We start from the raw sequence: 25,443 nt of genomic DNA on the forward strand, positions 1-25,443 counted from the left end.
TTTGGTCTCCAGCGCGTTGACCGTGGGCTCGCGCGGACCCTCGCGGCCCGTCGTGAGGAGTGGACGCTGCACGAGTCTTTGCGTGATGCCGCAATGATTTGCACGGGGGTGACGCCGGCTGCCGGTCCCGGCACATGTGCCAGGGAAGGCGTCATCACGACGACTTCTGTGCTGGCGAACAAATCTCCCCGTGCTTTATCGCTCTTGCCGGACGTCATGGCCAGGAGACGCCATCGCGGCACGGAAGTCGTTTGATGAATCGATATGGGATTTTTGTGGCTCTGCTGCACTGTGATCGCAGGTGCACGGGCGATCGCGCCCCCGCGGGTGATCCCGGCGATCCTCGGCGCGGCGCGGGCGCGCAGCCGCGGCGCCCCTGGTGAGCGCGAGCGCTGCTCGTGGCGCGATGACGTCAATGCCGCTCAGAAGGTCGCTTCGGCGCCGATGCTCGGTAGGATGATGGGTCCGAGCGTCTCCGGCTCGCATCCGCGCAGGAGCGAGCACTCGTATTGCAGCGTCTCTTTTCCTGCGGTGGCGTTGAGCACCTCGACCGTGAGCGAGAGGGTCCGTCCTTCGCGGAGGATCCACCGCTTCTCGAGCCGCAGGTCCAGCCGGAAGAACGCCGGCAGCCGCTCCGGCAGGCTCAGCCGGCGGACCACCTGGGCGATCCGCTCGCGCAGCTGCTCGCGGCGCCGGATGTCCTGCTCCGTGTCGGGGCGGTCGTCGTTGCCATCCGGGCGCTGCCCGTCGACGCCGTCGTTGTCCCAGAGGTCGTAATCGACCGTCATGGGAATGCCGCTGTAGAACACCGCCCTGCCCCCGAGCTTCCAGCCGCGGCCCACGTCGACCGCGGCCGCCATGTTGAGCACATGGCGGCGGTCGAACGCCGAGTCGAAGCTCTCCCGGCCGACATGGCGGACCGAGCGGGAGAGGGTGTAGGACACGAACCCTCCGATGCGCTTCGACAGGCTGCGGTGGGCGTGGATCTCCAGCCCATGGGCGCTGCCCTCGCCGCGCAGCTCGGCCCGCTGCGCGAGGCCAGCGTCGGTGCCGGGAGGCCGGTTGCCGAGGGCGTCGCTCAGGTCGAAGAAGCCGCTCCGGAACCCGGTGATCGTGGCCTTGATCTCCCCGGGGAGGCGGAGCTCGACGCCGGCGCTCGCCAGCAGCCCCGTCTGCACGCCGCCGCGCAGGCTGCCCACCTGCAGGCCGGGCACCGCGCCGAGGAAGCTCGGCGGCTGGTGGGTCACGCCGAAGGCGCTCAGCAGGGCGACGCGCGGGGTCGCTTGCAGCCGCGTCGCGAGCCGCGGATCCACCGTGGCCCTCGTCGCGCTGCCGGACGCGAAGAGGTCGCCGCGCAGGCCCGGGACCACCTCGAACCCGGGCGCGGCGCGGACGACGACGTCGGCCCAGAGCCCCGCGGCGAGGTCCTCCCGGCTCGTGAAGAGGCGCGCGAGCGCCCTGTCGTTCCGGGTCGGGAAGTCGCCGTCGTTCTCGCGGATGTCGATGTCGAACCGCTCCAGCTGCGCGTCGGCGCCGGCGCGCGCCGTCAGCCGCTCGGAGACCGGCGCGGACAGCTCCACGCGCGCGCCGACGAGGCGGGCGCGCCCGGCCCGCTCCCCGTCCTGGTTCTCGCTCTCCTCGTGGCCGAGCGTGATCGCGTGCCGGAGGCGGCCGCCGCGCGCGAAGAACCTGTCGTAGCGGAGGTCGAGCCGGTGGAAGTCGCCGGCGAGCACCACGTCCGTGTCGCCGTCGTCCTCGATCTGGGCGAGGTAGTCGTGCGATCCGAAGGCGAAGAGGCCGACCCGGTCGTACGGCGAGGCGTCGTAGGTGACGCGCGCCTGGTAGTCCCAGTAGCCGAGCTCGATGCCGGGCGAGAAGAGCGCGAGCAGCGCGCCCGGGTACGCGTAGCGCCCGCCGACGAGCGCGGTGCCGCGGCCGTCGGCCCACGGCGCCTCGACCAGGGCGCCCGCGTCGACGAGCCGGAGGTTGGCCTCGCCGTGGAGCAGGCGCGCCGGCTCCCGGGTCTCGCCGGCGATGACGCCGCCGGTGTAGCGCCCGAAGCGCGCCGGGAAGCCGCCGGGGTAGAGATCGACCCGCTCGACGAGCGCCGGGTGGATCACGCTGGGGCCGAGCGCCACGTGATAGAGCAGCGGGACGCGCACGCCGTCGACGAAGTAGCCGACGTTGCCCGGCGGCGCGCCGCGCACGAAGAAGTACGGCACGCCGGACGCGATGGGCGTCACGCCGGGCATCGCCTCGATCGCGCGGAAAGGATCGCCGAACGCGCCGGGCACCTGGCGAACCTCCTCGCGCGTCATCGAGGTCGTCATCGGCGCCGCGCGTTCGCCCACCACCACCACGTCGATGGCCTGCGCGGCAGCCGGCGGCGAGGGCGGCACCGCCGCGACGCTCCCGCGGGGCGGCGCGGGCCCGGCGGGCGCCGCAGGAGGCGCGGCCGGCGTCGCGGCGCGAGGATCGCGGAACTTCACGGGGAACAGGATGCGCGCGCCGATGGGCCGCCCGTCGCGCCGGGCGGGCTCGAACCGCCACGACGGCGCCGCGCGCGCGGCCGCGCTCGCGAACGGCTCCTCGCCCTCCACCTCGACCGCGCCCACGGTGCCGTCCGCGTACACCGTGATACGGGCGACCACGGTCGCATCGCCGACGCCGCCGGGCGGGTAAGGCGGTTCGGTGGGGCCGAGCGGCGACGGCATCGTGACCCGGACGCCCTGCGTGGCCGCCGCGGGCGCCGCAGGGGCCTGCTCCGGCGCGGGAGCCGCCGTGGCCTCGCCGTCGGTGAAGGCCACGAGGGCGCCGGTCGCCGCGGCCACCGCGACGGCCGCGGAGCCGCGCGTCCTCCGGCGTCGCAGATCGCTGTGCTCCGGCTCCTCCATCGGCGCTCCGGAAACCATGGAGAGTCGCGGCGGCACGCTCAAGCAAAACGTACCGACGCGCCTTTCGGGCCGAGCGCTGCTCGCCTCGCCGAGGTCGCGCTGGACGACCGCGCCGTCCCTGCCGTAGATAACTGGCAGCGTCGACGTGGGCTCGAACAGGAAGCGACAACAGAAGTCCTGGGGTTCGCGCGTGCTCGTCGCGCTCCTCGTGACCGGGCTCAGCGCGGTGGGGGTCAAGTGCGGCCTCGAGCGCGTGCTCGAGGAGCTCGGCCTCGACCTCGGCGGCGACCGCCCCTCCAGGCCATCGCCGACGCCCGGCCGATCCGGCAGCGCCTCGCCGCCGAAGGGCGCTCCGCCGAAGGGCGCTCCGCCGAAGGACGCGCCCTCCTCGCGCCCGCCCGCGCCGAGCCCGCATCTCGAGCTCGGCGTCCCGGCCCGCACGGGAGCGCGCGCCGCGCGGGCCGACGCGTCCGACGATCACCTGATGATCAAGCCCCAGTACGCCCTCTCCTACAACCGCTCCAGGAACGTGGCGAACTGGGTCGGCTGGCGGCTCGACGCCGCGTCGTTCGGGGACGCGCCCCGCCATCGGGGCAAATTCCTGGCCGACAGCGCGCTGCCGGACGGCTGGTACCGCGTGCAGCACGACGACTACACCGGCTCCGGCTTCGATCGAGGCCACATGGTCCGCTCCGAGGAGCGGACGCGGAACCCCGACGACAACAAGGCGACGTTCCTCCTCACGAACATCCTGCCGCAGCGGCACGAGCTCAACGCCGGTCCGTGGCTGAGGCTCGAGGAGGCGTGCCAGGAGCTCGCGCAGAAGGAGCGGCGGGTGCTGTTCCTGATCGCCGGCGGCCTCTTCGACGAGCGCGAGCGACCGGCCGCCACCATCGGCAAGGACGTCGCCGTGCCGGACGCGTTCTTCAAGGTCGCCGTGGTCCTCGAGCCGGGGCAGGGGCCCGGCGACATCGGCCCGGCGACGCGGGTCATCGCGGTGGTGATGCCGAACGAGACGGGCATCCTCGATCAGGGCTGGGGGCAGTACCGGACGACGGTGGACGAGATCGAGCGGCGCGCGGGCTACGACCTCATGACCGCCCTCCCCGAGGCCACGCAGCGGACGCTGGAGGCGCGCGTCGACGACGGGCCCGCCGGCGGTCGCTGAGCGGCGCGCTCAGGTCTCGACGACCTTCGTCACGAGGCCGAGCCACGCGCCCGACGGATGGCGGCCGACGACGTAGACATCGATCGCGACGCGCCCGACGCGGTAGACCCGGACGTCGGTCAGGTGGCGCTCCAGCAGGTCCACGAGCCGCCGGTACCGCCCCGCCTCGGCCAGCGCCGCGTCGCCGGCGTCCCCGGGCACGTCGATCACCGGCGCGAAGAGGTCGCCCGCCGTCGTGACCTCGACCGGCGTCGCCGCGCCGAGGCCCTCGGCCGCGAGCAGCGCGGCCGGCGAGGACGCGTCCCCGCGCGACCGGAACGGGCGCAGCTCGTGATCGGACTCGCTGGGGAACAGCAGGCCCTGCGCGGCCTCCGCGAGGGATGCGAGGAGCTCTTCGGGCGACATGGATGAGGCCTGCATGCGGATCTCCGGGCGGCTGCTCGGCGAGGGCAAGCCCGCCGTGGGGTGATCATTCCACCGTGAAGCCAGCGGAGAATCCGCTTGCTCCCTGGGCTTTGGCGATGGTACCCGGACCCGCCCGCCCTGCGGATCCGATCCACCCTTCCGCTTTCCTTCGCCGCGTTGCATGCTCGGGCGAGACCCGAGCAAGGAACAAGGATTCAAGGTGCCATGTCCAAGATGAAGCTCAAGCCCGGCGTGATCACTGGCTCCGCTCTTCAGGAGCTGTTCGAGTACATGAAGAGCGTCGAGTGTGCGCTGCCGGCCGTGAACGTGATCGGCTCGCACAGCACGACCGCCGCGCTCCAGGCGGCCCGAGAGGCCAAGTGCCCCATCATCATCCAGTTCTCGAACGGCGGCGCCCACTTCTTCGGCGGCAAGTTCCTCGACAACAAGGGTGAGAAGGCCGCCATCGCGGGCGCCGTCGCGGGCGCGCACTACGTGCGGAACCTGGCCGAGGCCTACGGCGTGCCGGTCATCCTGCACACCGATCACGCCGCGAAGAAGCTCCTGCCGTGGATCGACGGCCTGCTGGAGCACGGCAAGAAGTTCTTCGAGAAGAACGGAGAGCCCCTGTTCTCCTCTCACATGCTCGATCTGTCCGAGGAGCCGCTCCACGAGAACCTCGAGATCTGCCAGAAGTACCTGCGGCAGATGGCGGCGCTCAAGATGACGCTCGAGATCGAGCTCGGCGTCACGGGCGGCGAGGAGGACGGCGTCGACAACAGCGGCATCGACAACTCCAAGCTGTACACCCAGCCCGCGGAGGTGCTCGCCGCGTACGACGCGCTGAAGCCGATCGGCAACTTCACGATCGCCGCGTCGTTCGGCAACACGCACGGCGTCTACAAGCCGGGCAACGTGCAGCTCCGGCCGCCCATCCTGAAGAACTCCCAGGACGCGATCCAGAAGGAGCGCAAGACGGGCCCGAAGCCTGTCGACTTCGTGTTCCACGGCGGCTCCGGCTCGTCGCGCGAGGAGATCCGCGAGGCGGTGTCCTACGGCGTCATCAAGATGAACATCGACACGGACACGCAGTGGGCCTTCACGCAGCCCATCAAGAAGTACATGGACGACAAGGGCGCCTACCTGAAGTCGCAGCTCGGCAACCCCGAGGGCGAGGACAAGCCCAACAAGAAGTACATCGACCCGCGCGGCTGGCTCCACCTCGGCGAGAAGGGCGTGGCGGCGCGCCTCGTGGACGCGTGCAAGGACCTGAACTCGTTCGACAAGTTCGAGTTCTGATCCGCGGCGAAAGCGACGGCCCCGCTCGCGCGGGCGGGGCCGGAGCGACGCCTGTCTGACCTCGCCGCGGCGACACCGCGGCGCGTCGATCAACCCGCAAGCGGCTGGCGGCTCACGAGGGCGACGGGTGCGCCGCGCTCAGCGAGCGGGCCGGCGCCGTCGCAGCAGGGCGGCGGCGAGGCAGCCGGGAGAGCGGCAGGCCGAAGAGGCCGAGCGCGGTGAGCTCGATCCCCAGCACGGGCAGGAAAGCGAAGCCCGAACCCCCGGTGGCGAGGAGCTGCACGAGGGCGATCGGGGCCGCGATCGACAGGAGCGCTGTCGGGTACGTGACGCCGTGAAGCAACGCGAGCAGCACGCCGACGATCCCCACCGTGAGGCAGCCGTCGACGCTGGGGGTCATGTCCAGCGCGCCCGGCGTGCGCAGCGCGGCGCGGATCCACAGCAGGGAGCCAGTCCCCAGGAGGACCATCGCGATCGGCAGGTTGGCCGAGGAGCGGGTCGTCATCTTCGGTATCTGGAAAGCCATGGTTCCGGCCATGACAGCACGCGATATGCCATCACGGCTCCCGGGCGGCGGCGGGCCGGCCGGCGCGCTGCGCGATGCAGGGAGTGCGGTGCGGCGCACGCCTTGCGCGTCACGAGCCCCTGGTCCCATCAGCGCGAGGGCGGACCGGGCTCCTCGCCGGCGCCGGGCTCGCCCGCGTCAGGGCGCTCGTGCGTTCGTGGTGGACGCGCCGGCTCGATGGGCGCGAGCCGGATGCCCAGGTTCAGGAGCTTCACACAGTCCTGCTCGCACGTGGGCCGCCCGCCGGGGAGAAGCGAGCAGTGTGCGACCTCGACGGACTCCTCGGAGCGGCCGTCGACGACGAGTCGGCACCGCACGGGAGCCCCGGTCCGTGGACAGACCAGGGTGGTCTCCGAGGTGTGGTAATGCCGCCGGGCGAGCAGGCTTCTCGTCCCGACGATCAACGCCGCGACGCCTCCAGCAGCCGCCAGCAGCACGACGAGCCAGTCTGCCATCGCGACCCCCTGTGAAGAGCGCTGCGGCGTCCACCGCAGCAGGTACGACGCAGCAAGGGGTGCGCCACGCGCTTCGCCGAGGCGTGGGCCCGGCCGGCGCGGCAGGGACCGTCCCTCGTGCATCGCAGATGCATTCCGCGCGCCTCTCGGCGCAGGGCGTGCGCCCCGGAGCCCCGGGCGAGGAGCAGCAGCCCGCCCCGCCGCCGAGCGACGACGTGAGGAGCCGTGAAGAAGCATGGGAATCGACGGCAGCAGGCGCGAGCCGGTTGCGGTCCTGGCGGCTCGCCATGGCGGCGCCGCGGGTCGACATCTTCCGGCTCGATGATTGCAAACCTCCTTTCATCGGCGGATGCCGCGGGAGGAGGGCGCCATGGCCTGTCATCTGGAGGAATCGGACAAGCTGGTGTGGATCGAGGTCGAGGGGGGTGGCACCGAGCCACGGAGGGTGCGCTGCCCGCGGCGGGCCGCGACGGTGGACGCGCGGGAGTGCTTCGCCTGCCCGCGCTACGCGACGCTCGCGATCCATCCGAGCGGGAAGAAGGTCTATCTCGTCTGCGAGCCCTTCGACGAGGAGCCGGTCGAGCCCTCGTAGCGGCGCGCGAGCCCGGGAGCGCCCCTCACGACCTCCCGTCCCCGATGGCTGCGCTCACGCGCGGCGCGGGCGCCTCAGATCGCGCAGCTTCTCCAGCTCGAAGAACCCCGCGAACGCCACGCCGAGCAGCGGGTACGGGAACAGGATCGCCATCGTGAGCAGCACGCCGAGGTGGAAGAGCCAGGCGGCGCCGCAGAAGACGACCGCGACGCGCCGGCTGAACAGGGCGAGCGGCGCGCCGAGCTCCATCGCCAGGCTGGCGAGCGCGAGGGGCGGGAACAGGAACCCGTAGCGGACGAGCGCGCCGCCGAGCGGAGAGTGCGTGTCGCCGAGCGCGATCTTCCGGACGTTGTCGTAAGCGATGTAGTTGCGGAGGATGTCGCTCGTCGCCCAGTCGAGGCCGCTGTTCCGGAGCTTCGTGACCCCGGCGATGAAATACGACATCACCGTGATCGCGCAGAATAGCCGGCTCGGCCAGCCATAGCGGCCGTCCGGCGCCGGCGCGGGGGCACCCGCGCGGCGCGCCGCGCGCGCGTCGAGCGAGTGCGCGTCCGCCGCGGCCCCGAGGCCGAGCGCGATGACGTGGAGCGCGAGGAGGTTCTCGGTGTGGAACACCATGCCCCAGGAGCTCCGGTAGCTCAGCACCCAGAGCAGGAGCGCGCCGAAGGCGGGCCCGGCGACGCGGAACCGGTAGCCCGCCACGAACGCCGCGCCGGCGGCGATCGCCGCGCCAAGGAGGCTCTGTACCGCCCAGAGGGGGAGCGGCGCGGACAGCACCGAGACCACGCCGACGGGCCTGAAGCTCTCCGGAGGCAGGTGGCTCACCCGCTGGAAGTGCACCGCGCGGACGCAGAGGTACACGAGGGCGAAGCCGCCGACCAGGAGCCGCAAGAGCGCGAGCCGCTCGGCGGGCGCCTCCGCGAAGAAGGCGCGGTCGAACCGCGCAAGGAGCCGCCTCATCGCGCGCCCACCTTGCACGTCGCGTGGAGCTTGGAGTCGATCGGAGCCTCCTGCCCCTCGAAGAACGCGACGGCATCGAAGGTGTCGGTCCGGATCTCGACAGCGACGACATCCGCGTAGCCGTCCTGCGCCGCGACGCGCGCCGCGATGCCGCGGCAGAGCGCGCGGGCCGCGCGGGCGCCCTGGCGGATGCTCTGCGCCAGCGTGGCCTTGGCCTGCAGCACCTCCTCGCTGCCCACGAGGCGCGGCGGGATCGGCCGCCGCCCGCCCCGGGAGTCCACGCCGACGGCGCGCTCCACGGCGGTCCGCGCGTCGTGGCGGCCCCACGAGAACATCGGGTAGGTCGACAGCGGAAAGCTGTCGACCGGAGGGCGGCGGAACAGCGGGGCGAGCATGAGGAGCAGGAACGCGGCGGTCACGCCGTACGCGTACGCCCGGCGCTCGCCGAAGCGAGCGGCCCCGCGCGGGCTCGATCCACCGCCGGCCCCGGCGCCCACGGCGCCGCCCTGCGGGCTCGGTCCACCGCCGGCGCCAGCGCTCGCGATGGCCTCTCCCTCGCCGCCCGCGCTCACAGAGGCCCCGCCGCCGGCGCGCTCCGCCCTGGCACGAGCCCGAGCATCCGGCCCCCGTGGCCGAGCGCGGCCCAGGCGTGCTGCACGTAATCGATGCGGATCCGGGGAGACGCCATGCTCTCGCTGAAGCCGCCCTCGATGACCACGTCGCGGCTGCAGGCGAAGCAGGTCGCGGGCGACCATTGCTGCCGCACGAGGAACCCGAGCACCCGCCGCATCAGCGCCTGATCGGAAGCGAGGTCCTCGCCGCGCGCCTCCTTGACCGCCATCGCCGCGGCCAGCGCCTCGCCGAACCCCGCCGTCGCCGTGTTGTGCGGCGGCAGCACGTTGCCGAACCCGTACCCTCCCACGAGATCGGGCGTCACCTCGCTGTCCTCGTCGAGCACGAGCCGCGACTTGAACGCCACGTAGTCGAGGCAGAACCGCTCGTAGTCGTCGCGGCGGTGGTGCCCGAGCGCCGCGCGCGCCGCGAGGCAGTGCCAGTTCTCCTCCATGTACACGAAATCACTCGCGAAATGGTCCCAGTAGCGGTTCGCGTAGTAGTCCATGGCGCGATCGACGGCGGCGCGCACGGCGGCCGCGGGCGGGTACTCGGGGCTCGGCTCGCGGGCGGCGAGCGCCTCGAGCAGCGTCAGCGCGAGCACCGATTGGCCTCCCTCGTAGAGCTGCGTCGGGCCGAGGACGGGCGCGACGCGCGCGAGGTCGAGCTGCGGCGCGAACCCGCCGTCGTCCCGCTGCGTGGCGAGCACCATCCGGGCGAGCCGCCCGATGAGCGCGTCGTGCGTTCCGTGCGCGTCGCGGCACGAGAGGAACGTGACAAGGCTCAGCGCCGTGGGGTTGAGGCCCGCGATCGTCCCGGGGCTGTCCTTGGGGTAGAAGAGCGCGCCGACGGCGTTGTCTTCGCCGGCCCTGCGCTCGAGCTTCGCGAGCAGCCCGAGCGAGCGCTGCACCACCTTCGCGAGCTCCGGCGACGTGGGCACGCCCTCGGCGCCGACCCCGAGCTCGCACAGGGCGAGCGTCGTGCCGGCCTGCCGCGCGATCGAGAACCCGTCGAACGAGGCGCGCCCGGTGAACGGATCGACGATGTAGCGGAACATGCCGTCCTTCCGCTGCGCCCCGAGGATGTAGCGCTGGGCCGCGGCCGCCGCCTGCTGCGCGGTCGCCTCGGTGAGCGGGACCGACGGCTCTCCGATCCGCGACAGGAGGTGGAGCGCGCCGTCGGCGTCGACGGCATAGCTGAGCGTCTCGATCCGCACGAGGCCGTCCCGCAGCGCGGCGCCGCCGGCGGTGGGGCCGCCGGGCGGCTCGGGCTCGCCGAGGGCGCGGCGCAGGACCGCGAGATCCACGCCGAAGCGGAAGTCGGGGACGCCGGCCAGCGGCGCGTTCGTGTTGAACGCGTCGAGCGCGATGAGCTGCCACGGCATGAGGCACCGCTCCGCGAGGCAGAGGCCGTCGAGCCCGGGGCGCAGCGACAGCCCGTCGAGGCCGGGGCCGGGGGAGGCGAGCGGCTGCGCGGCCGAGACGACGTCGATCTTGAGCGGGCCGCGCAGGGCCTCGGCGAGCGCGCCGCGCAGCGCAGCCGCGGCGTCCTCGCCCGGCGCGGGCTGGAGGCAGCGGGTCGCGACGGCGGCGCGCTCGGGGTCGCGGCCGGGGGCGAGGTGGGTGACGACGAGGGTGGGGCGGTCGGGCTCCGGGGGCGCGGCGCACGCGGCCGGCGCCGTGGTCATGAGCGAGGGCGCCTTGGCCGGCGGCGGCGGGAGCGCGTCGAAGGAAGAGAGCGCCTCGCGCAGCGCCGCCCCGGTGCGCGACGGCGCGCCGCCCGGCACGGGCACGACGTCGGCCTTGGCGACGCGGTGGCGGAAGAGCAGCGAGAGGGCGGCCAGGACGACCAGCGCGGCGAGCGCGGAGAGCGCGGGCGAGGGCCGGCGCTTCGCGCGGAGCAGGCGGAGGCCGCCGGTCGAGGCGACGCCCCAGCACGCGAACGGCAGCGTGAGGAGCGCGACGACCGCCCAGACCGCGAGCAGCGCCGCCGCGATGCCGGTGCCGAGGCCGCGGTTCAGCGAGGCGACGTAGACGGCGGAGGAGAGGAGCCCGAAGCTCAGGAAGGCGAGGTAGCCGAGCGAGCAGAACGACGTCGCGCGGAAGGCGCGGGGCGCGAGCGGGTGGGGGAGGAGCGAGAGGACGGCGGTCGCGGCGTGGAGCAGCGCGAGCGCGGCGGTGACCACGGCGAAGAGCGTCCACGGTCGGAAGGGGAGGGAGAGCGCGGCCCAGGCGAAGACGGGGGCGTGCAGGGCGCTGAGCAGCCCGACGGCCCAGCGGCGCGCGGGCGGGCGCGCGGAGGCGGCGCCGCGGCTGGCGAGCGTGGGGGATTCGGCCGGGAGGGCGCTGTCCTGGAGCGGCTCCGAGGGCGGGGGGGGATCGGTGTCGGGCGCCTGCATGGTGCGGCGACGCTTAACACGGCGCCTGGCGCGCACGATCGCCGCCGTCGCCCGACCGCCGTTCGGGGGGCGAGCGGCCTCAAGGCGCTCGACACCGGCGCCGTTGGCCTGGAGCGGCGGAGGCGCGACACGACTGTGTCCGACTCAAGGGCTGCAGTCGAGGAGCGCGCCCGCGTCCGCGCAGATCGCGGACATCTCTGTTCCCCCGTTCCTGCAGGTGAACCAGCCGACGTTGGCGAGGTGATGGAGGCCGACCACCAGGCCCGTGTCGGCATCGATGATCGGCGACCCGCTCGAGCCCCCTTCGCTGTCGCACGAGTAGCCGATCTGCGATCCAGAGAGCGTGCCGGAGTAGGTCTGATCGATCGCGTCGATCTGGCAGCGGAGGGTATGCTCCGCATCCCTCCAGTAGCCGACCTGCTTCGGCCTCCCGCCCGGGTGCTGAATGAAATTGATGTGGGCGCCGACGCTGGGCGCCTCCGTCGTCGGGATGAGCTCGCCCCAGGTTTCCTCGAAGTCGTTCGGCGCCAGCAGTGTGATCAGCGTGTAATCGAGGCCGCCTCTGGAGCGGGCGCGGGTCCGGCTATTCGTCTTGAGGAGGGAGCCGCCCCTGACGCTCACGCCTGCCGCCACCGGGCCCGAGCAGGTCGTGTTCTGATAGCCAAAGCGGGCTTCGAGGCTCGCCGTCTCGACCTGGGTGCTGATGCAGTGGTTGTTGGTGATGAGCGTGTTGTCGTTCGACCCGGCGATCAGCCAACCCGTGCACAGGTACATGCCCCCGTCTCTCACGAAGCTCAGCCGCGCCACAGGTCCCTGCTGCTCGTTGAGCTCGCTGTGACACGCGATGTTCTCGCGACCCTCCGTGGCACACACGATATCCGGCGTGCCTCCGCCGGGCCTCCTCTCGAGGGAGACGCTGTGCGGCGTCGCCTCGCCCGATGTCACAGGCTCCGGAGCCATCGCGATCGTCCCGTGGCCGATGTCCGCGATCGAGAACCCGTGGCCACCGCCGGTGCTGCTGTGCAGCTCGACGATCGCGGTCTCGCCGTCGATGGCGAACGCCCAGACGTCGCCGTCCCCGTTCGGGCCGCGGTCCTCGTACCGGAACGACTGCGCGCCGTCGGGGCTCGAGACGGTGACATAATCGCCCTTCGCGAGAGAGAAGTCGTTGAAGTGAACGCGCACGAACGTGGCGCCCGGCGAGGTGATCGCCTGCTTCCAGCCACCGGCGTACGGGTGGGACGTCTCGGCCGCATACGCGATGACGTCACCCGCCCGGAGCGGCCCGGGTGCCGTCTCGAACCCGTCTGCATCGTCGGTTCCGCCTGCACCGGGAGCGTCCACGTTCCCGGCACACGCCGTGAGCGCGAGGAGCGACCCGGCGACCAGCATCATTCTGTTCATTACAACCCCCCTTCGTCCCGGCTCGCCGCATGGAAGCGGCGCAAGCGGACGAACCGCACAGGATAGGATAGGATGACGAGCCTGGCAAACACGCCTTCCCGCGGAGCGCCGGGGGCGTCGAGGTGCGGCTGCGGCGCTAGGCCTCGAAGATCTCGCGCACGCGGCCGAGCTCTGCCGGCTCCACGAGCACTTCGAGCCTGTCGCCGGCCTCGAGGATCGTCTGCCCTCGGGGCACGACGGTCCCGCCCTCCCGGTGAATCGCGCGAATGAGCACGCCGGCAGGCAGGCCGAGCTCGGCGATACGCTTGCCGACGATGGCGGCCCCGGGCACGAGCTCGAACGTGCGGGTCCTCGGCTCTGTGCCGGCGAGGGTGTGGGTCGCTGGATCGTAATGCGCCGCGAGCTCGTTCACCACGGTCTCCGGCGAGAGGGGCGTGCTCGTCGTGTAACCTGCGCGAGCGAGCAAGTGCGTCGCCACGGGCATCGTCAGCGCAACGAACGCGATGATGACGATGGCCCGGGTGGTGACGGCCGGGTCGTAGAAATGAAGGGCGGAGGCCGAGATGATGCATGTCATCCCGAACACCGAGGCCTTCGATGTCACCTGGAGTCGCGTGAACAGGTCCGGCATGCGCAGGATGCCCACGGCCGCGAGCAGCATGAAGATGCATCCGACGACGAGGAGCGCGCCCTCGACGAGTTCGAGGATCACGACGTCTCCCCCTGCCGCTCGAGGTAGTGCGCGAACGCGATGGTGCCGAGGAAAAAGATGAGCGACAGCACCATCACCGCATCGAGGAGGACGCCGTGGTCGGTCACCATCGCGTAGAGGGCGATGCCCCCGCTGCCGACCGTCGCCATGAGGTCCATGGCGACCACGCGGTCGGGCAGGCTCGGCCCGAGCAGGAGGCGGATGAACGCGACGACGAACGCCACCGTGACGACGGCGATCGCGACGATCAAGAGCGGGGTCATCGGAAGAGCTCCTTCACCCGGCGCTCGAGGTCGCTCTTGATGGTCGCGCGCAGCGCGTCGGCGCTGTCCACGAACATCGCATGGACGAAGAGGACCGTGCGGTCGCCCGAGACGTCGAGGCCAAAGGTGCCGGGCGTCAGGGCGAGGAGGATCGTCAGCACGGTGATCTCGAGATCGGTCGTCAGATCCAGGGGGACCGCGACGATGCCGGGTCGGCTCTTTCGCCTGATCGAAATGACGTCGCGGGCGACCCTGAGGTTCGCCCGCACCATCTCTTTCGCATAGAAGAGCATGAACGACAGCACCCCTGGCAGCTTCTCGAAATAGGTCGTGGGGCCGATCAGGCGCCGGAGCCAGAGGAGCAAGAGGTACCCGACGAGGAAGCCGAGGACGAGGCCCCCTGCGGTGGCGCGGCCGGTCAGGCCCACCCAGACGATCGCCAGGAACAGATTGAGGACGAGGGCTCTCATGGGTGACCCTCCCCCAGCACGGCGCGCACGTATTCGGTCGGATCGGCGAGCTGCGCGGCGGCCCGCCGGACGACGGCGAGGAGCGGCTCGGGCGCCATTCCGAGCGTGACGCCCAGCGCGGTCAAGAGGACGACCGGCACGTACAGGAGCGCGCGACGCCGCGCCCCGCTCTCGCGCGGGGCGAGGTCGGCCTCGGCGGGCGCGGGCTTCCAGAAGGCCTCGTTCCATATCTTCGTCATCGAAATGAGGGTGACGAGGCCGACGGCGAGGCTCGTGGCGACGACGGCCGCGGCCCCTCGCGAGCCGACCTCGAGCCCCGATCGCACCAGGATGAGCTTGGCCCAGAAGCCCGACAGGGGCGGCATGCCGGCGAGGGAGAGGGCCGTGACGAGGAAGCAGGCGGAGAGCCCGGGGCTCCGCGCGAGGAGCCCGCCCTGGAGGTCGAGGGAAACGTCTTTCCCGTCGGATCGCATGATCCCGCTGATGAGAAAGAGGTTCGACTTGATGATGGCGTGGTGCAGGACGAAGAAGATCGCCCCCGAGAGGGACGACAGCGTGAACAGGCCGAGGCCCATGACCATGTAGCCGACCTGGCTCACGCTGTGAAACGCGAGGATCCGCCGGACCTCCCGGTGGGACACCGCGCCGAGCACGCCGACGGCCATGGTGAAGGCCGCGATCCCGAGGAGGAGCGCGTGGGTGGCTTCCCCGTCGCCCACGAAAAGGAGGGTGAAGCTACGCACGAGGGCGTAGACACCCACCTTCGTCAAGAGCCCCGCGAACAGCGCGGTGACCGTCACGGGGGGCGTGTGATACGAGTCCGGCAGCCAGAAGAAGAGGGGGAAGACAGCGGCCTTGATGCCGAACGCGACGAGGAAGATCATCGCGAGGGTGAACCGGATCGGCGGCGCGAGGCTCGGCAGCTTGAGCGAGAGGTCGGCCATGTTGAGGGCGTGCACGGATCCGTAGAGGATGCCGAGGCCGGTGAGGAACAGGGCGCTCGAGATCAGGTTCATCGCGACGTACTTGATCGCGCCCTGCATCTGCGGCCGCTCGTTGCCGAGCACCAGGAGGACGAAGGACGCGATCAGCGTCACCTCGAACCAGACGTACAGATTGAAGAGGTCGCCGGTGACGAAGACCCCGTTCGTCCCCATGAGGAGCGCGTGCATGAGCGGGTAGAACCCGTGCGCCCGCCGTCCGCGGTCGATGTCCGACAGGGAGTAGATCGACGTGACGACCGCGATGACGCCCGAGAGCAGGACCATCAGCGCGGAGAAGAGGTCGACCACGAAGGTGATGCCGTACGGCGCGGGCCAGCCCCCGAGCTGGGTCGATTGAATGCCTCCCCGGTGCACGGCGCGGAGCAAGGCGAACCCGACGGTGAGCTGAAGGACGCTCCCGACGAGCCCGAGCGCGCGCTGTCTCCCCACGCGCCGGAAGGAGAGGAGCGAGAGGGCCGCCGTGGCCAGGGGGACGAGGACGGGTAGGACGAGGAGCACCTTCATGGGCGGGTCGATTCGAGAGAGTCGATGTCGTCGCTGCCCATCGTCCGATGAACGCGATGAAGGAGGACGACGGCGAACGCGACGACCGCGAAGCTGATGACGATCGCCGTCAGGATCAGCGCCTGGGCCACGGGATCGGCCGGCGGCGCGTGGAAGGCCCCCTCCCCCTCGGGGATCAGCGGGGGACGGCCGCGGACGACGCCGGCTGCCGTGAGGATGAGGAGGTTCGTCCCGTGCCCGAGCAGCACGAGGCCGAAGGCGAGCTTCACGATGCTGCGCCGGAGCATGAGAAACAGCCCCGACGCATAGAGCCCGCCGACGACGATCGCGAGGAGCACCGTCATGAGCTCATCTCCGCGGCCATGAGGAGGATCATGAGCACCATGCCCATCACGGCGGCATACACGCCGACGTCGAACAGCACCGGCGTCCCCACCGCGACGTCGCCGAGCCCCGGCACGGGGACGGTCGCCCACACGCCTTGCAGGAAGGATCCGCCGGCCACGAGCCCGACGACGCCCGAGAGCAGGATCGTCGAGAGCCCGAGCCCCATGAGCGTCTGGGGCGCGACGCGGAGCAGCTGCCGCGTCGAGGGGACGTCGTGAGCGAGGATGTGGAGCGAGAACGCCGCTGCGATGATGAGCCCGCCGAGGAACCCGCCCCCGGGCTCGTTGTGACCGCGGAGGAGCGCGTAGATCGAGACGATGATCAGGAGCACCATCAAGACCGGCGTGGCGGCGCGCAGGATGAAGGAGGGCATGGCTCAGGCCCCCTTCCGCGTGCGGGTCGCGAGCAGGGCATAGACCCCGATCCCGGCCACGCAGAGGACCGTGGACTCGCCCAGCGTGTCCATCGCCCGGAAATCCACGAGGATCACGTTGACGATGTCCCGCCCGTGGGCCTCCGGGTACCCCTTCGCCACGAAGAACTCGCGCAGGATCGGCTCCGGGGAGAGCGTCGACGACATGAGGATCAACAGGGTCACCGTGGCCCCGAAGATCAAGGAGACGATCGCGTCCGGGATCCACACGCGCGCGGGGGATCGGGGCACGAAGCGCGGCAGGTGGTGCAGGACGAGGACGAAGATGACGACCGTCAGCACCTCGACCATGATCTGCGTCAGCGCGAGATCGAGCGCGCTGAAGATCACGTAGACGAGCATGACGCAGAGGCCGATCGCGCCGAGCGCGGCGACGACGGCGAGGCGCGATTGCGTGCGCGTCGCCATGGCCGCGGACGCGAGGATCACGCCCGCGAGCACGAGCTCCGGGAGCTCCACCGTGAGCGACGGGATCGTGAAAGGGAGGCTCCGGAGCAGAGGCGTCCCGACGAGCACGACCGTCGTCAGGGCCGTGATGAGCAGATAACGGCGCAAATGCCCCGTCTGGAGCCGCCCGGTCAGCCACTCCGCGAACCGGAGGAGCCCCGCGAAGGCAGCGTCGTACACGCGCGCAGGGCCCCAGGCTCCGAGGCGCGTGGCGGCGTCGAGGAGGCGCCCTTCGCGGCCGGAGAGGACGCGGAAGAGCCCGAGGCCGGCGAGGAGCGTCGCGACGCTGAGTCCGAGTACGGGGGTCAGGCCGTGCCACAGGTGCAATTCGAGCGGCGCGGGCCGGGCGAGGATCGCGGTCGCCGCCGCGCTCGGGAGGTCGCCGAGGAGCCGCGGCGCCACCCCGAGGACGAGGCTCGCCGCCGCGAGCGTGGCTGGCCCGAGCCACAAGGACAGCGGCGCTTCGTGGGGGAGCGCGGGCGCCGCCGGAGGACCCCCGAAGAAGGGGCGATGGGCGACGACCAAGCTCACCACGACCAGGAGGGCGCTCGACAGGACCGCGGCCCCCGCGAGGACCGCCGTCGTCGAGGGCGGCGCCAGGACGGCCTCGTAGAAGAGCTCTTTCGACAGGAAACCGAGGAGGGGCGGCGCCCCCGCGCTCGAGATCGCCGCCAGCACGGCCGCCGTCGCGGTGATCGGCATCCGCCGCGCGAGGCCCCGCAAGCGGGTGACGTCGCGGGTCCCGGTCTCGTGGTCCAGGGTCCCCGCGGTCATGAAGAGCGCGCCCTTGTACAGCGAATGCGCGACCAGATAGACCACCGCCGCGGAGACGGCCGCCCGGGTCCCGATGCCGAGGAGCATCGTGAGGAGGCCGAGCACGCTCACGGTCGAATAGGCGAGGATCCGCTTGAGGTCCTTCTGCGTGACCGCGAGCGCCGCGCCCGCCACCATCGTGGCGGCGCCGAAGCCCGTCACGACGAGGTACCATTCGCGCGTCGCGCCCAGCGTGGGATGCAGGCGCGCGAGCAGATAGACGCCGGCCTTCACCATCGTGGCCGAATGCAGATAAGCGCTGACCGGCGTGGGCGCCTCCATCGCCCGAGGGAGCCAGAAATGAAACGGCACCTGCGCTGATTTCGTGAAGGCCCCCGCGAGGACGAGGAGCAGGATCGGCAGGTAGAGGGGGCCTTCGCGGACGACGTCCCCCGAGAACCGCGAAATCCGCGTCTCTCCGGTGACCACGACGAGGAGGACGAGGCCCGCGAGCATGGCGAGCCCGCCGCCGCCCGTCACGAGGAGCGCCGTCAAGGCGGCTTTGCGCGCCTCCGGCCGCTCGTGGTCCCACCCGATGAGGAGATACGAGCTCACGCTCGTGAGCTCCCAGCACACGAAGAGGAGAATGACGTCGTCGGCGAGCACGAGGCCCGCCATGGATCCCGTGAACAGGAGCAGGTAGGCGTAAAACCGCCCGAGCCGCGGGTGCGAGCGCAGGTACTCGCTCGCGTACACGAAGATCAGCGCGCCGATGCCGCAGATGAGCCCGAGGAACACGAGCGAGAGCCCATCCAGCCTCACCGCGAGCTCCACGCCGAGCGACGGGATCCACGGCAGCGACGCGTGATGGGCCTCCCCCTCGGCGAAGGGCCACGGGACGAACGGCACCGCGAACACGAGCACCGCGAGCGGGAGCGCCGCGAAGAGCCAGCCGGCGGGGCGCCCGAGCCCGCGGTGGAGGGCCGGCGCCAGCAGCGCTCCGACGAACACGCTCAGGACAGCCCACAGCATCGCAGCAGGTTCCCCTTCGATGCCGGCGAGGGGCCGAGGCGTTCGGGCCTACGGCCTGCCGAGCGGGCTCGACGCGCTGTTTGCCCTCGTTCCCGCGGCGCCGGCGAGCGCGATCGGGCGAGCGCGCCGTGCCGAGCAGCCCGCCTCGTCGCGGCCGCGCGCTCGATGGCTCTGCCGCGATGCGCGACGGGCGCAGAGCATCGGATGCGGCATGGATGCGCAGCGCGCCAAGGCGAGGCCCGCCGCCCGCCGCCCGCTCGCGGCGCTGCTCCTCGCAGCGCCGCTCCTCCTGGCGAGCTGCGGCCGGGCGCCCGCCGCCCGCCGGGTGGAGCCGCGCGTGCGGGCCGTCCTGGAGGCGCACGGGGCGCCTGCGCTCCCGGCGCCGCCTTCCGCGGAATCGGTCCCGTTGCTGCTCGTCGCCGACGCCGCGCCGAGTGCGCCCGCGCCCGCGCCCGCGAAGCGCCCGCCGGGAGCGGCGCTGCCGGCGCCGGAAGCCGTCGTGTCGGCGGCCGTGCCGTTCGCGCCGGGCGCGCTGCGCGACGTCCGGTTCATCCGCCTGCGCGACGCGCGCGGCGCGGCGGTCCCGCTCCGCGCGAAGCCGCTCGCCGTCTGGCCCAGGGGCCGCTCGATCCGCAGCGCGCTCCTCGTCTTCCGCGCCGCGCTCGCGCGCGGAGAACGAGCGATCTACACGCTGGATTTCGGCGCCCCTTCGCCATCGTCACCTTCGCAGCGCGCCGACCGCCAAGCCCCCCCGGCCCCCCGGCTCACCCAGGTCCCGCGGCCCTTCCAGATCCCTCGGGGCGCCGTGCTCGACGAGGCGCTCCTGCCGAACCCGGACGGCCCGATCGCGGCGGTGCTGCCGCCGTCGTGGTACGCGGCGAGCCTGGTGTCCGGGCCGCAGCTCCCGGCCATGGACGATCGCCGCTTCCCCGGGTTCGAGGCGGGCATCGAGGGCGCGCTCGCCCGCATGACGCCCGCCTACGACGCGTACGGCGTCAGCTGCGCGGCCCCGTACCGCACGTACTACGACGGCCCGCACGCGCTCTACCAGCGCTTCCTCCGCAACGGCGACGCCGCGCGCTACCGGCGCGCGCGCGCCGAGGCCGTCTGGTACCGGCAGCACGAGCTCAGGTTCTCGCCCGATCGCCGCCTCGCGGTCCACGTCTGCGAGCGCGACGACTGGAGCCCGGCGGCGCCCCTCTCCTGGCAAGTCCTCCGGCGCATGCTCGGCCAGGGGATGGTCGACGACTACCTGCTCACCGGCGATCCGGCGGCCAGGGAGGCGGTCCTCGCCATGGGCGAGGCCCTCCGGCAGAACCAGGCCGCGCTCACGGGCGGAAGGGAAGACGTGCTGCGCGTGACCGAGCGCAACATGGCCTGGGTGATGATGACCCTGTCGAGCTACTACGCGCTCGACCCGCGGCCGGAGCTCCTCTCGACGCTGCGCGGGCTCGCGGATCGCACGGTCGCGTGGCAGCAGCAGGGCGCGTCGGGCGCGTTCGAGCACGACCTGACCCGCGCCGACCCGTCGGAGTGCGAGCGCGGCCCGCGCGGCGGCTCGCCGTTCATGACCGCGCTGCTCGTCGACGCGCTCATGGACTACCACGCGCTCACCGGCGACCCGCGCGTCCGCGAGGTGGTGGCGCGCGCGGCAGGCTGGCTCGCCGAGCGCGCCATCACCTCGGACGGGCGCGCGTTCCGGTACCTGTGGGGCTGCGAGACCGACGCGTACGACGACAGCGGGACGGCCGACCTCAACCTGCTGATCGTGCCCGTGTTCGGCGCCGCCTACGCGCTGACGCGCGAGCCGCGGTGGATCGAGGTGGGCGACGCGCTGGCCGACGTCGGCGTGAAGGAGATGCTGGTGAAGGAGCCCAAGCACTGGAACCAGGCGATGCGCGCGTTCGGGCGCTACCTGGGGTACCGGGCGGCGCTCCCCGCCGCGGCGAGCGAATGGCCGCGATCCGCCGGTCGCTAGAGCGGCGGTCTCCCGCACAGGAGACGGGCCCAGATCGGCGTTTCGGCGCGCAAGCGCACTCAGGTGCGCTGAGCACCGAAAACGTCGAGGTGGGCCCGTATCCGAAGCGGGTGACCGTCGCTCTAATGGCCGTTCCTGCGCCCGGGAGCGGCGCCGTTGCGGGCGTGCTTGCCGTTGACGTGCAGGCCCGCCACGCCGTCGCCGGCCTGCTGGAGCGCATAGCCGATGCCGCTCTGGAGCGTCCCCTTGGTCACCACGGCGCCGAGATCGACGCCCAGATCGATGAGCGTCTGCGCCAGCTCGGCGCGGATGCCGGTGATCACCGTCTTCGACCCGAGCAGCCGCAGCGCCATCGCCGTGCTCATCAGCGTGCTCGCGACCGCCGAGTCGAGCACGGTCACCCCGGTGACGTCGATGATGACGACCTTCGCCCGGTTCGCCTGGACGCCGTTCAGCGCCGCCTCGAGCGCCTGCTCCGCTCGCGCGGAGTCGATCGTCCCGATGAGCGGCATCACCATGATGTGATCGGTGATCGGGATGAGCGGCGTCGAGAGCTCCGCGAGCCGGGCGCTCTGCGCGTCGATGACCTCCGCCTGCAGCGCGGCGCGCTCCTCCTCGGCCCGGGCGCGCTCCACGAGCTCCCGCTGCAGGCGCTCGTTCGTCTGGCGGAGCTCCTCCGTCTGGCGCGCCACCTCGGTCTCCAGGCGCTCGTTCGAGCGGCGGAGCTCGGACGTCATGTCCGCCAGGTGCCCGTAGAGCAGGGCGTTCTTCACGGCCACCGCCGCCTGGGAGGCCAGAAGCCCGAGCGTCTCCAGCTGCGCCGCGAGCAGCGGCTCCGGCGCCGCGTCGCCCTCGATGTAGAGGACGCCGATCAGCTCGCCCTGGCACATCATGGCCAGGCAGAGGATCGACCTCGGCCCCTTCCCGGCGAGGTACCGCGCGTCCTCCGGGCGAGCGTCGCGGCTCGTGTCCCAGACGAAGATCGATTGCCGGGCCCGCGCGACCTCCTCCACGAGCGACGCCGCGAGATCGGCGCCCGGGCCCACCGGCTTCGAGAGCCCGAGCACCACCGTGTCCGGCTCGCTCGTGATCGACGCCTCGATCACCAGCCCGGACTCGCGCGAGAGGACGAGGACGCACTTCCGCGCGCCGGCGTGCTCCAGCGTGAGCCGCATCAGCCGGTCGAGCACGTCGTCGAGGACGATCTCGCCCGAGACCGCCTGCGCCGCGCGGATGACCGTCGCCATCTGCGCCTGCGCCTGCGTGAGCCCCTCGAGCGCGCGCTCCAGCGCGACCGTGCGCTCTCCCACGCGCCTCTCCAGCTCCTGCGTGAGCCGCTGCAAGGCCGCCTCCGCCGCGATCCGCTCGTCCACCTGCGCGGCGAGGTGCATCGTCAGCCTCCTGAGCTTGGTGTGCACCCGGACGCGCGCGAGCAGCTCCTCGTCCAGGAACGGCTTGGCGAGGTAATCGACGGCCCCGAGGTTCAGGCCCTTCACCCGGTCCGCGGACAGGTCCGTGCTCGCCGTCATGAAGATGACGGGGATCGCGGCCGTGGCCGGGTCTCCCTTCAGCCGCCGGCACGTCTCGAATCCATCCATCCCATCCATCTTCACGTCGAGCAGGATGAGATCCGGCATCCCCTCCCTCGCGAGCCGGAGGGCGCGCGCGCCGTCCACCGCCACCGCGACCTCGAAGCCTGAGCCCGTCAGGGTATCCGACAAGAGACCGAGGTTCCTCGGGTTGTCGTCCACGATGAGTATCGTACCGGCTTCACTGGCATCCATCGTTCTACCCTCCAGGAAGCGCGCGCTCCCATTGCCGCGACCAAGGCGCGCGCCGTCCAAGCAACGTCAATCGCGTAGGTGCATCTTGATGAAATCTTCAACCGCTTCCATCTTGAAATCCTGCATCAGGCGGCGCAGGTGCCTGCAAAACGGCGCGAGCTTCGGATCGGCGCGTTCGAGCCTGTCGAGGTGCTTCTGGAGCTGGTGGAAGAGCCCCCTGTGCGCGAGATCGAAGAGGAGCCGCAGATCCTCGGCGGCGGGGGCGGTCATCGGAGAATCTGCGCCGCCGGCAGGCTCGGGTGAGCTCGGGTCGCGGTGGGCGCCGGCGGGCGCCTCGCCCGGCGCGCCAGGATCGCCCTGCTGCTCGTAGATCCACGAGAGCCCGAGGTGCCGCTGGATCTTGTCGAAGACCTCCTCCAGCTGCAGCGGCTTCGGGAGGAAATCGTCGGCGCCCGCGGCCAGGCTCTTGTCCTGATCGGAGAGGAAGACGCTCGCGGACGACGCGAAGATCTTCAATCCTGCACGATCCGGCGCCTTCCGGAGCAGCCGCATCATCTCCCAGCCGTCGAGCTCCGGCATCGCGAGGTCCGTGATCACCAGGTCGAACTCGCGCTCCGACGCCGCCGCGAGGCCCTCCTTGCCGTCCGTGGCCTCGGACGTCTCGAACCCGACGGACTGCAGCACCTTCACGAGCACCTCGCGGTTCTCGGGCTGGTCGTCGACCACGAGGATCCGCCGCCGCTTGCCCTCGTAGTCGACGACCGCCGAGGCGGGCCGGAGCGCCGTGGGCTGGGTTCGCCGGGGCGACTCGGCGAGGATCACGTCCATCCAGAACACGCTCCCCTTGCCGGGCTCGCTCCTCACCTCGATGGAGCTGCCGAGCAGCTTCATGATGCGCTGGCTGATCGCGAGCCCGAGCCCCGTCCCGTCGACGCGGCGCTTGCCGTCGCTGGCTTGCTTGAACGGGAGGAAGATCTGGTCGAGCTGATCCGGGCTGATGCCCGTCCCGGTGTCCTCGATCTCGAAGCGCACCCGGTGCGTCCTGCGCGGCGCGCTCTGGAGCGCGGCGGAGTCCGGCGCGGAGCCGTGCGGCGGGCGCGGCCCCTCGCCCAGCCGCTTGATCGTGAAGGAGACGCTGCCCTTCTCGGTGAACTTCACGGCGTTGCCGAGCAGGTTGATCAGCACCTGCCGCAGCCGCCGCTCGTCGGCGACCACGTCGGTGGGGAGCTCGGGATCGGGCGTATACACGAGCGCGATGCCCTTCTCCTCGGCGCGGATGCGGCAGATCTCGGCCGTCGATCGCAGGAACGAGGGCAGGTGGAAGTCGTTCGCGTGGGCCTCCATCGCCTGCGCCTCGATCTTCGCCAGATCGAGGACGTCGTTGATCAACGTGAGCAGGTGGGCGCCGGAGCGATGGATGACGTCGATCCCGCGCAGGTCCTGCTCGCTCAGCCCCCGCGAGCGCCGGAGGATCTGCGCGTAGCCGAGGATGCCGTTGAGCGGCGTCCTGAGCTCGTGGCTCATGTTGGCGAGGAAGTCGCTCTTCGCCTTGTTGGCGGCGTCCGCGGCGACCTTCGCCTCCTTCAGCTCGGCCGTGCGCTGCTCGACGCGGTGCTCGAGCTCCTCGAACGACCCCTGGATCTGGCGCGCCATCTGGTTGAACGACTCCGCCAGCGTGCCCATCTCGTCGTGGGATCGCACCTCGACCGCGGTGTCGAGCTTCCCGCTCGCCAGCTGCGACGCCGCCTGGGCGAGGCGGGTGATCGGCCTCGTCAGGACCTGCGCCATCAGGACGGCGACCGCCGTGACGATCGCGGCGATGAGCGAGGCGAGCAGCAGCGCGTCGCGCGTCGTCTTCTCCTCGATGGGCTCGAGGAACGCCGCCTCCGGCCGCACGAACGCCACGGTCCACGGCGGCTTCTTCATGCCGTCGAAGGCGCTCACGCGCGCGAGGGCCACCGCGCTCATGGGGGCGTCCCTCGCGGCCATGCGGGCCTGCAGGAAGCGGCTCGCGGTCGAGGTGGGGTCCTGCTCGCGCTCGAACCGGCGCAGCCCCTCGTCGAAGGCCTGCACGTCGGTCGACAGCTCCGCGGCCGGTTTGTCCGGCAGCCGCCGCTCTGCCTTGAGCCGGCCTTCGAGCTCCGGGGCGAGCGGCACCAGCGACTTGAACACGAGCTCCGGGGAGCGGCCGTGCGCCAGGCGGACGTGGTGCTCGTCGAGGAGGATCGCGAACGCGTCCGACGCCTCCAGGAGGCGCGTCTGGGAGAGGATGATCCGCTGGACGGCGGACAGGTTGTAGGTGCACCGGAGCACGCCGATCGTCTTCTTCTTGTTCAGCGCGTCGCGGACGGGGCTGCTGAAGACGAGCTGGGGCACCTCGCCGGCGAACACGACCGACGACGCGTACGGCAGGCCCGTCTCCACCGCGCCGACGAAGTAGTCCCGCTTGGATTCGTCCCTGTCGACGGGCGTCTGCACCGTGTCGAGGACGTTCTGCCCGCGCTGATCGAGCAGCGCGTACGAGAGAATGTTGATCGTGTCCTTCCGGATGAGCCCGTGCAGCGTCCTCGAGGCGCGCGCGTGCTCCTCGGTCCCGCTCCTCCGGGCCTCCTCGCCGAGGCTCAGGTAGCTGGTCAGCCCGGGCAGGCGGGCCTCGACGCGGACGGCGTCGAGGTTGCTCTCGATGAAGTCGTCGACGCTGTTCGCGGCCTGCGACGCGGCGGCGGCGAGCGCCTGGTTCGCGCTCTCGGTCAGCACCGTCTCGTTGGTCCGCTTGTTCAGGAGCGTGAGGATCGAGAGCGGCGCGAGCGCGACCGTCAGGAGCGCCACGATCAGCTTCATGCGGAGGGTGATCAGGGGGACCGGCAGCTGCTGCCTTGCGCGACTCATAGCGTTCGTCGAACCTCCGTGGTGGTGCTCTCCAG

The 25,443-nt window shown here is 71.8% G+C and carries 21 protein-coding genes; 4 read left to right on the forward strand and 17 right to left on the reverse strand.

The annotated features are described in order from the left end of the window. Positions 1-422: 422 nt before the first annotated feature. The gene (locus tag WME82_RS10720) at positions 423-2,912 is read right to left on the reverse strand and encodes a TonB-dependent receptor plug domain-containing protein (RefSeq protein WP_438042740.1); all 2,490 of its coding nucleotides are present in this window, start codon (positions 2,910-2,912) and stop codon (positions 423-425) included. A gap of 127 nt (positions 2,913-3,039) precedes the next feature. Between WME82_RS10720 and WME82_RS10725 the strand changes: the two genes are divergently transcribed. Beyond that, positions 3,040-4,062: a DNA/RNA non-specific endonuclease gene (locus tag WME82_RS10725; protein ID WP_438042741.1), complete on the forward strand. Its 1,023-nt coding sequence runs from the start codon at positions 3,040-3,042 to the stop codon at positions 4,060-4,062. Between the two features lie 9 nt (positions 4,063-4,071). Here WME82_RS10725 and WME82_RS10730 read toward each other — a convergent pair whose 3' ends face one another. Next, the gene (locus tag WME82_RS10730) at positions 4,072-4,482 is read right to left on the reverse strand and encodes a nuclease A inhibitor family protein (protein ID WP_437870392.1); all 411 of its coding nucleotides are present in this window, start codon (positions 4,480-4,482) and stop codon (positions 4,072-4,074) included. A gap of 210 nt (positions 4,483-4,692) precedes the next feature. On the opposite strand from WME82_RS10730, the gene fbaA reads away from it, so the two are divergent. Further along, a complete protein-coding gene (gene fbaA, locus WME82_RS10735) occupies positions 4,693-5,766 on the forward strand; it encodes a class II fructose-bisphosphate aldolase (protein ID WP_437551623.1) in 1,074 nt (357 codons plus the stop codon). Between the two features lie 112 nt (positions 5,767-5,878). On the opposite strand, the gene WME82_RS10740 is transcribed toward fbaA, so the two are convergent. Both WME82_RS10740 and WME82_RS10745 read right to left on the reverse strand, forming a co-directional pair. Further along, positions 5,879-6,292 carry a hypothetical protein gene (locus WME82_RS10740; protein WP_437870394.1) on the reverse strand — a complete coding sequence of 138 codons (414 nt, stop codon included), beginning with the start codon at positions 6,290-6,292 and terminating at the stop codon, positions 5,879-5,881. A gap of 128 nt (positions 6,293-6,420) precedes the next feature. Next, positions 6,421-6,786 carry a hypothetical protein gene (locus WME82_RS10745; RefSeq protein ID WP_438042742.1) on the reverse strand — a complete coding sequence of 122 codons (366 nt, stop codon included), beginning with the start codon at positions 6,784-6,786 and terminating at the stop codon, positions 6,421-6,423. Positions 6,787-7,156: 370 nt separating this feature from the next. Between WME82_RS10745 and WME82_RS10750 the strand changes: the two genes are divergently transcribed. Continuing rightward, complete coding sequence (locus tag WME82_RS10750) at positions 7,157-7,378, forward strand: hypothetical protein (RefSeq protein WP_437551629.1); 222 nt, start codon at positions 7,157-7,159, stop codon at positions 7,376-7,378. Positions 7,379-7,432: 54 nt separating this feature from the next. Here WME82_RS10750 and WME82_RS10755 read toward each other — a convergent pair whose 3' ends face one another. The 11 genes from WME82_RS10755 to WME82_RS10805 all read right to left on the reverse strand — a co-directional run bounded on the left by WME82_RS10755 (position 7,433) and on the right by WME82_RS10805 (position 18,757). Then, the gene (locus WME82_RS10755) at positions 7,433-8,338 is read right to left on the reverse strand and encodes an HTTM domain-containing protein (RefSeq protein ID WP_438042743.1); all 906 of its coding nucleotides are present in this window, start codon (positions 8,336-8,338) and stop codon (positions 7,433-7,435) included. Further along, entirely contained in the window at positions 8,335-8,910 is a 576-nt protein-coding gene (locus tag WME82_RS10760; protein WP_438042744.1) for a hypothetical protein, read from the reverse strand. Before WME82_RS10760 ends, WME82_RS10755 begins: the two co-directional genes overlap by 4 nt. Beyond that, the gene (locus WME82_RS10765) at positions 8,907-11,348 is read right to left on the reverse strand and encodes a hypothetical protein (protein WP_438042745.1); all 2,442 of its coding nucleotides are present in this window, start codon (positions 11,346-11,348) and stop codon (positions 8,907-8,909) included. Before WME82_RS10765 ends, WME82_RS10760 begins: the two co-directional genes overlap by 4 nt. A gap of 144 nt (positions 11,349-11,492) precedes the next feature. Next, positions 11,493-12,752 carry a trypsin-like serine peptidase gene (locus tag WME82_RS10770; RefSeq protein ID WP_438042746.1) on the reverse strand — a complete coding sequence of 420 codons (1,260 nt, stop codon included), beginning with the start codon at positions 12,750-12,752 and terminating at the stop codon, positions 11,493-11,495. 136 nt (positions 12,753-12,888) lie between these two features. After that, positions 12,889-13,464, reverse strand: a complete 576-nt coding sequence (gene mnhG / locus WME82_RS10775) for a monovalent cation/H(+) antiporter subunit G (protein ID WP_438042747.1) — start codon at positions 13,462-13,464, stop codon at positions 12,889-12,891. Further along, positions 13,461-13,727, reverse strand: a complete 267-nt coding sequence (locus tag WME82_RS10780; protein ID WP_438042748.1) for a monovalent cation/H+ antiporter complex subunit F — start codon at positions 13,725-13,727, stop codon at positions 13,461-13,463. The genes mnhG and WME82_RS10780 overlap by 4 nt, the downstream gene beginning before the upstream one ends. Continuing rightward, entirely contained in the window at positions 13,724-14,197 is a 474-nt protein-coding gene (locus WME82_RS10785) for a Na+/H+ antiporter subunit E (protein ID WP_438042749.1), read from the reverse strand. Before WME82_RS10785 ends, WME82_RS10780 begins: the two co-directional genes overlap by 4 nt. Beyond that, complete coding sequence (locus WME82_RS10790) at positions 14,194-15,705, reverse strand: proton-conducting transporter transmembrane domain-containing protein (protein ID WP_438042750.1); 1,512 nt, start codon at positions 15,703-15,705, stop codon at positions 14,194-14,196. The genes WME82_RS10785 and WME82_RS10790 overlap by 4 nt, the downstream gene beginning before the upstream one ends. After that, positions 15,702-16,049 carry a Na+/H+ antiporter subunit C gene (locus tag WME82_RS10795; RefSeq protein WP_437745389.1) on the reverse strand — a complete coding sequence of 116 codons (348 nt, stop codon included), beginning with the start codon at positions 16,047-16,049 and terminating at the stop codon, positions 15,702-15,704. Before WME82_RS10795 ends, WME82_RS10790 begins: the two co-directional genes overlap by 4 nt. Continuing rightward, complete coding sequence (locus WME82_RS10800; RefSeq protein WP_438042751.1) at positions 16,046-16,465, reverse strand: Na+/H+ antiporter subunit B; 420 nt, start codon at positions 16,463-16,465, stop codon at positions 16,046-16,048. The genes WME82_RS10795 and WME82_RS10800 overlap by 4 nt, the downstream gene beginning before the upstream one ends. A 3-nt stretch (positions 16,466-16,468) precedes the next feature. Next, a complete protein-coding gene (locus WME82_RS10805) occupies positions 16,469-18,757 on the reverse strand; it encodes a putative monovalent cation/H+ antiporter subunit A (protein ID WP_438042752.1) in 2,289 nt (762 codons plus the stop codon). A gap of 211 nt (positions 18,758-18,968) precedes the next feature. Between WME82_RS10805 and WME82_RS10810 the strand changes: the two genes are divergently transcribed. After that, positions 18,969-20,735, forward strand: coding sequence for a hypothetical protein (locus WME82_RS10810; RefSeq protein WP_438042753.1), 1,767 nt, complete (start codon positions 18,969-18,971; stop codon positions 20,733-20,735). Positions 20,736-20,857: 122 nt separating this feature from the next. Here the strand turns inward: WME82_RS10810 and WME82_RS10815 are convergent, their stop codons facing one another. Both WME82_RS10815 and WME82_RS10820 read right to left on the reverse strand, forming a co-directional pair. Beyond that, positions 20,858-22,519, reverse strand: a complete 1,662-nt coding sequence (locus WME82_RS10815) for a response regulator (protein WP_438042754.1) — start codon at positions 22,517-22,519, stop codon at positions 20,858-20,860. A gap of 66 nt (positions 22,520-22,585) precedes the next feature. Further along, on the reverse strand, positions 22,586-25,408 hold the full coding sequence (locus WME82_RS10820; RefSeq protein ID WP_438042755.1) for an ATP-binding protein: 2,823 nt from the start codon (positions 25,406-25,408) through the stop codon (positions 22,586-22,588). Positions 25,409-25,443: the final 35 nt, after the last annotated feature.

This window comes from Sorangium sp. So ce128 (genome assembly GCF_051525245.1).
Classification (GTDB): Bacteria; Myxococcota_A; Polyangia; order Polyangiales; family Polyangiaceae; genus Sorangium; species Sorangium cellulosum_B.

Bases quoted from the DNA above. Each gene is read 5' to 3' on its own strand.
- WME82_RS10720 (WP_438042740.1), bottom strand. From the start codon at position 2,912: ATGGTTTCCGGAGCGCCGATGGAGGAGCCGGAGCACAGCGATCTGCGA.
- WME82_RS10730 (WP_437870392.1), bottom strand. From the start codon at position 4,482: ATGCAGGCCTCATCCATGTCGCCCGAAGAGCTCCTCGCATCCCTCGCG.
- fbaA (WP_437551623.1), top strand. From the start codon at position 4,693: ATGTCCAAGATGAAGCTCAAGCCCGGCGTGATCACTGGCTCCGCTCTT.
- WME82_RS10740 (WP_437870394.1), bottom strand. From the start codon at position 6,292: ATGGCTTTCCAGATACCGAAGATGACGACCCGCTCCTCGGCCAACCTG.
- WME82_RS10745 (WP_438042742.1), bottom strand. From the start codon at position 6,786: ATGGCAGACTGGCTCGTCGTGCTGCTGGCGGCTGCTGGAGGCGTCGCG.
- WME82_RS10750 (WP_437551629.1), top strand. From the start codon at position 7,157: ATGGCCTGTCATCTGGAGGAATCGGACAAGCTGGTGTGGATCGAGGTC.
- WME82_RS10755 (WP_438042743.1), bottom strand. From the start codon at position 8,338: ATGAGGCGGCTCCTTGCGCGGTTCGACCGCGCCTTCTTCGCGGAGGCG.
- WME82_RS10765 (WP_438042745.1), bottom strand. From the start codon at position 11,348: ATGCAGGCGCCCGACACCGATCCCCCCCCGCCCTCGGAGCCGCTCCAG.
- WME82_RS10770 (WP_438042746.1), bottom strand. From the start codon at position 12,752: ATGAACAGAATGATGCTGGTCGCCGGGTCGCTCCTCGCGCTCACGGCG.
- WME82_RS10780 (WP_438042748.1), bottom strand. From the start codon at position 13,727: ATGACCCCGCTCTTGATCGTCGCGATCGCCGTCGTCACGGTGGCGTTC.
- WME82_RS10785 (WP_438042749.1), bottom strand. From the start codon at position 14,197: ATGAGAGCCCTCGTCCTCAATCTGTTCCTGGCGATCGTCTGGGTGGGC.
- WME82_RS10790 (WP_438042750.1), bottom strand. From the start codon at position 15,705: ATGAAGGTGCTCCTCGTCCTACCCGTCCTCGTCCCCCTGGCCACGGCG.
- WME82_RS10795 (WP_437745389.1), bottom strand. From the start codon at position 16,049: ATGACGGTGCTCCTCGCGATCGTCGTCGGCGGGCTCTATGCGTCGGGG.
- WME82_RS10800 (WP_438042751.1), bottom strand. From the start codon at position 16,465: ATGCCCTCCTTCATCCTGCGCGCCGCCACGCCGGTCTTGATGGTGCTC.
- WME82_RS10805 (WP_438042752.1), bottom strand. From the start codon at position 18,757: ATGCTGTGGGCTGTCCTGAGCGTGTTCGTCGGAGCGCTGCTGGCGCCG.
- WME82_RS10810 (WP_438042753.1), top strand. From the start codon at position 18,969: ATGGATGCGCAGCGCGCCAAGGCGAGGCCCGCCGCCCGCCGCCCGCTC.
- WME82_RS10815 (WP_438042754.1), bottom strand. From the start codon at position 22,519: ATGGATGCCAGTGAAGCCGGTACGATACTCATCGTGGACGACAACCCG.
- WME82_RS10820 (WP_438042755.1), bottom strand. From the start codon at position 25,408: ATGAGTCGCGCAAGGCAGCAGCTGCCGGTCCCCCTGATCACCCTCCGC.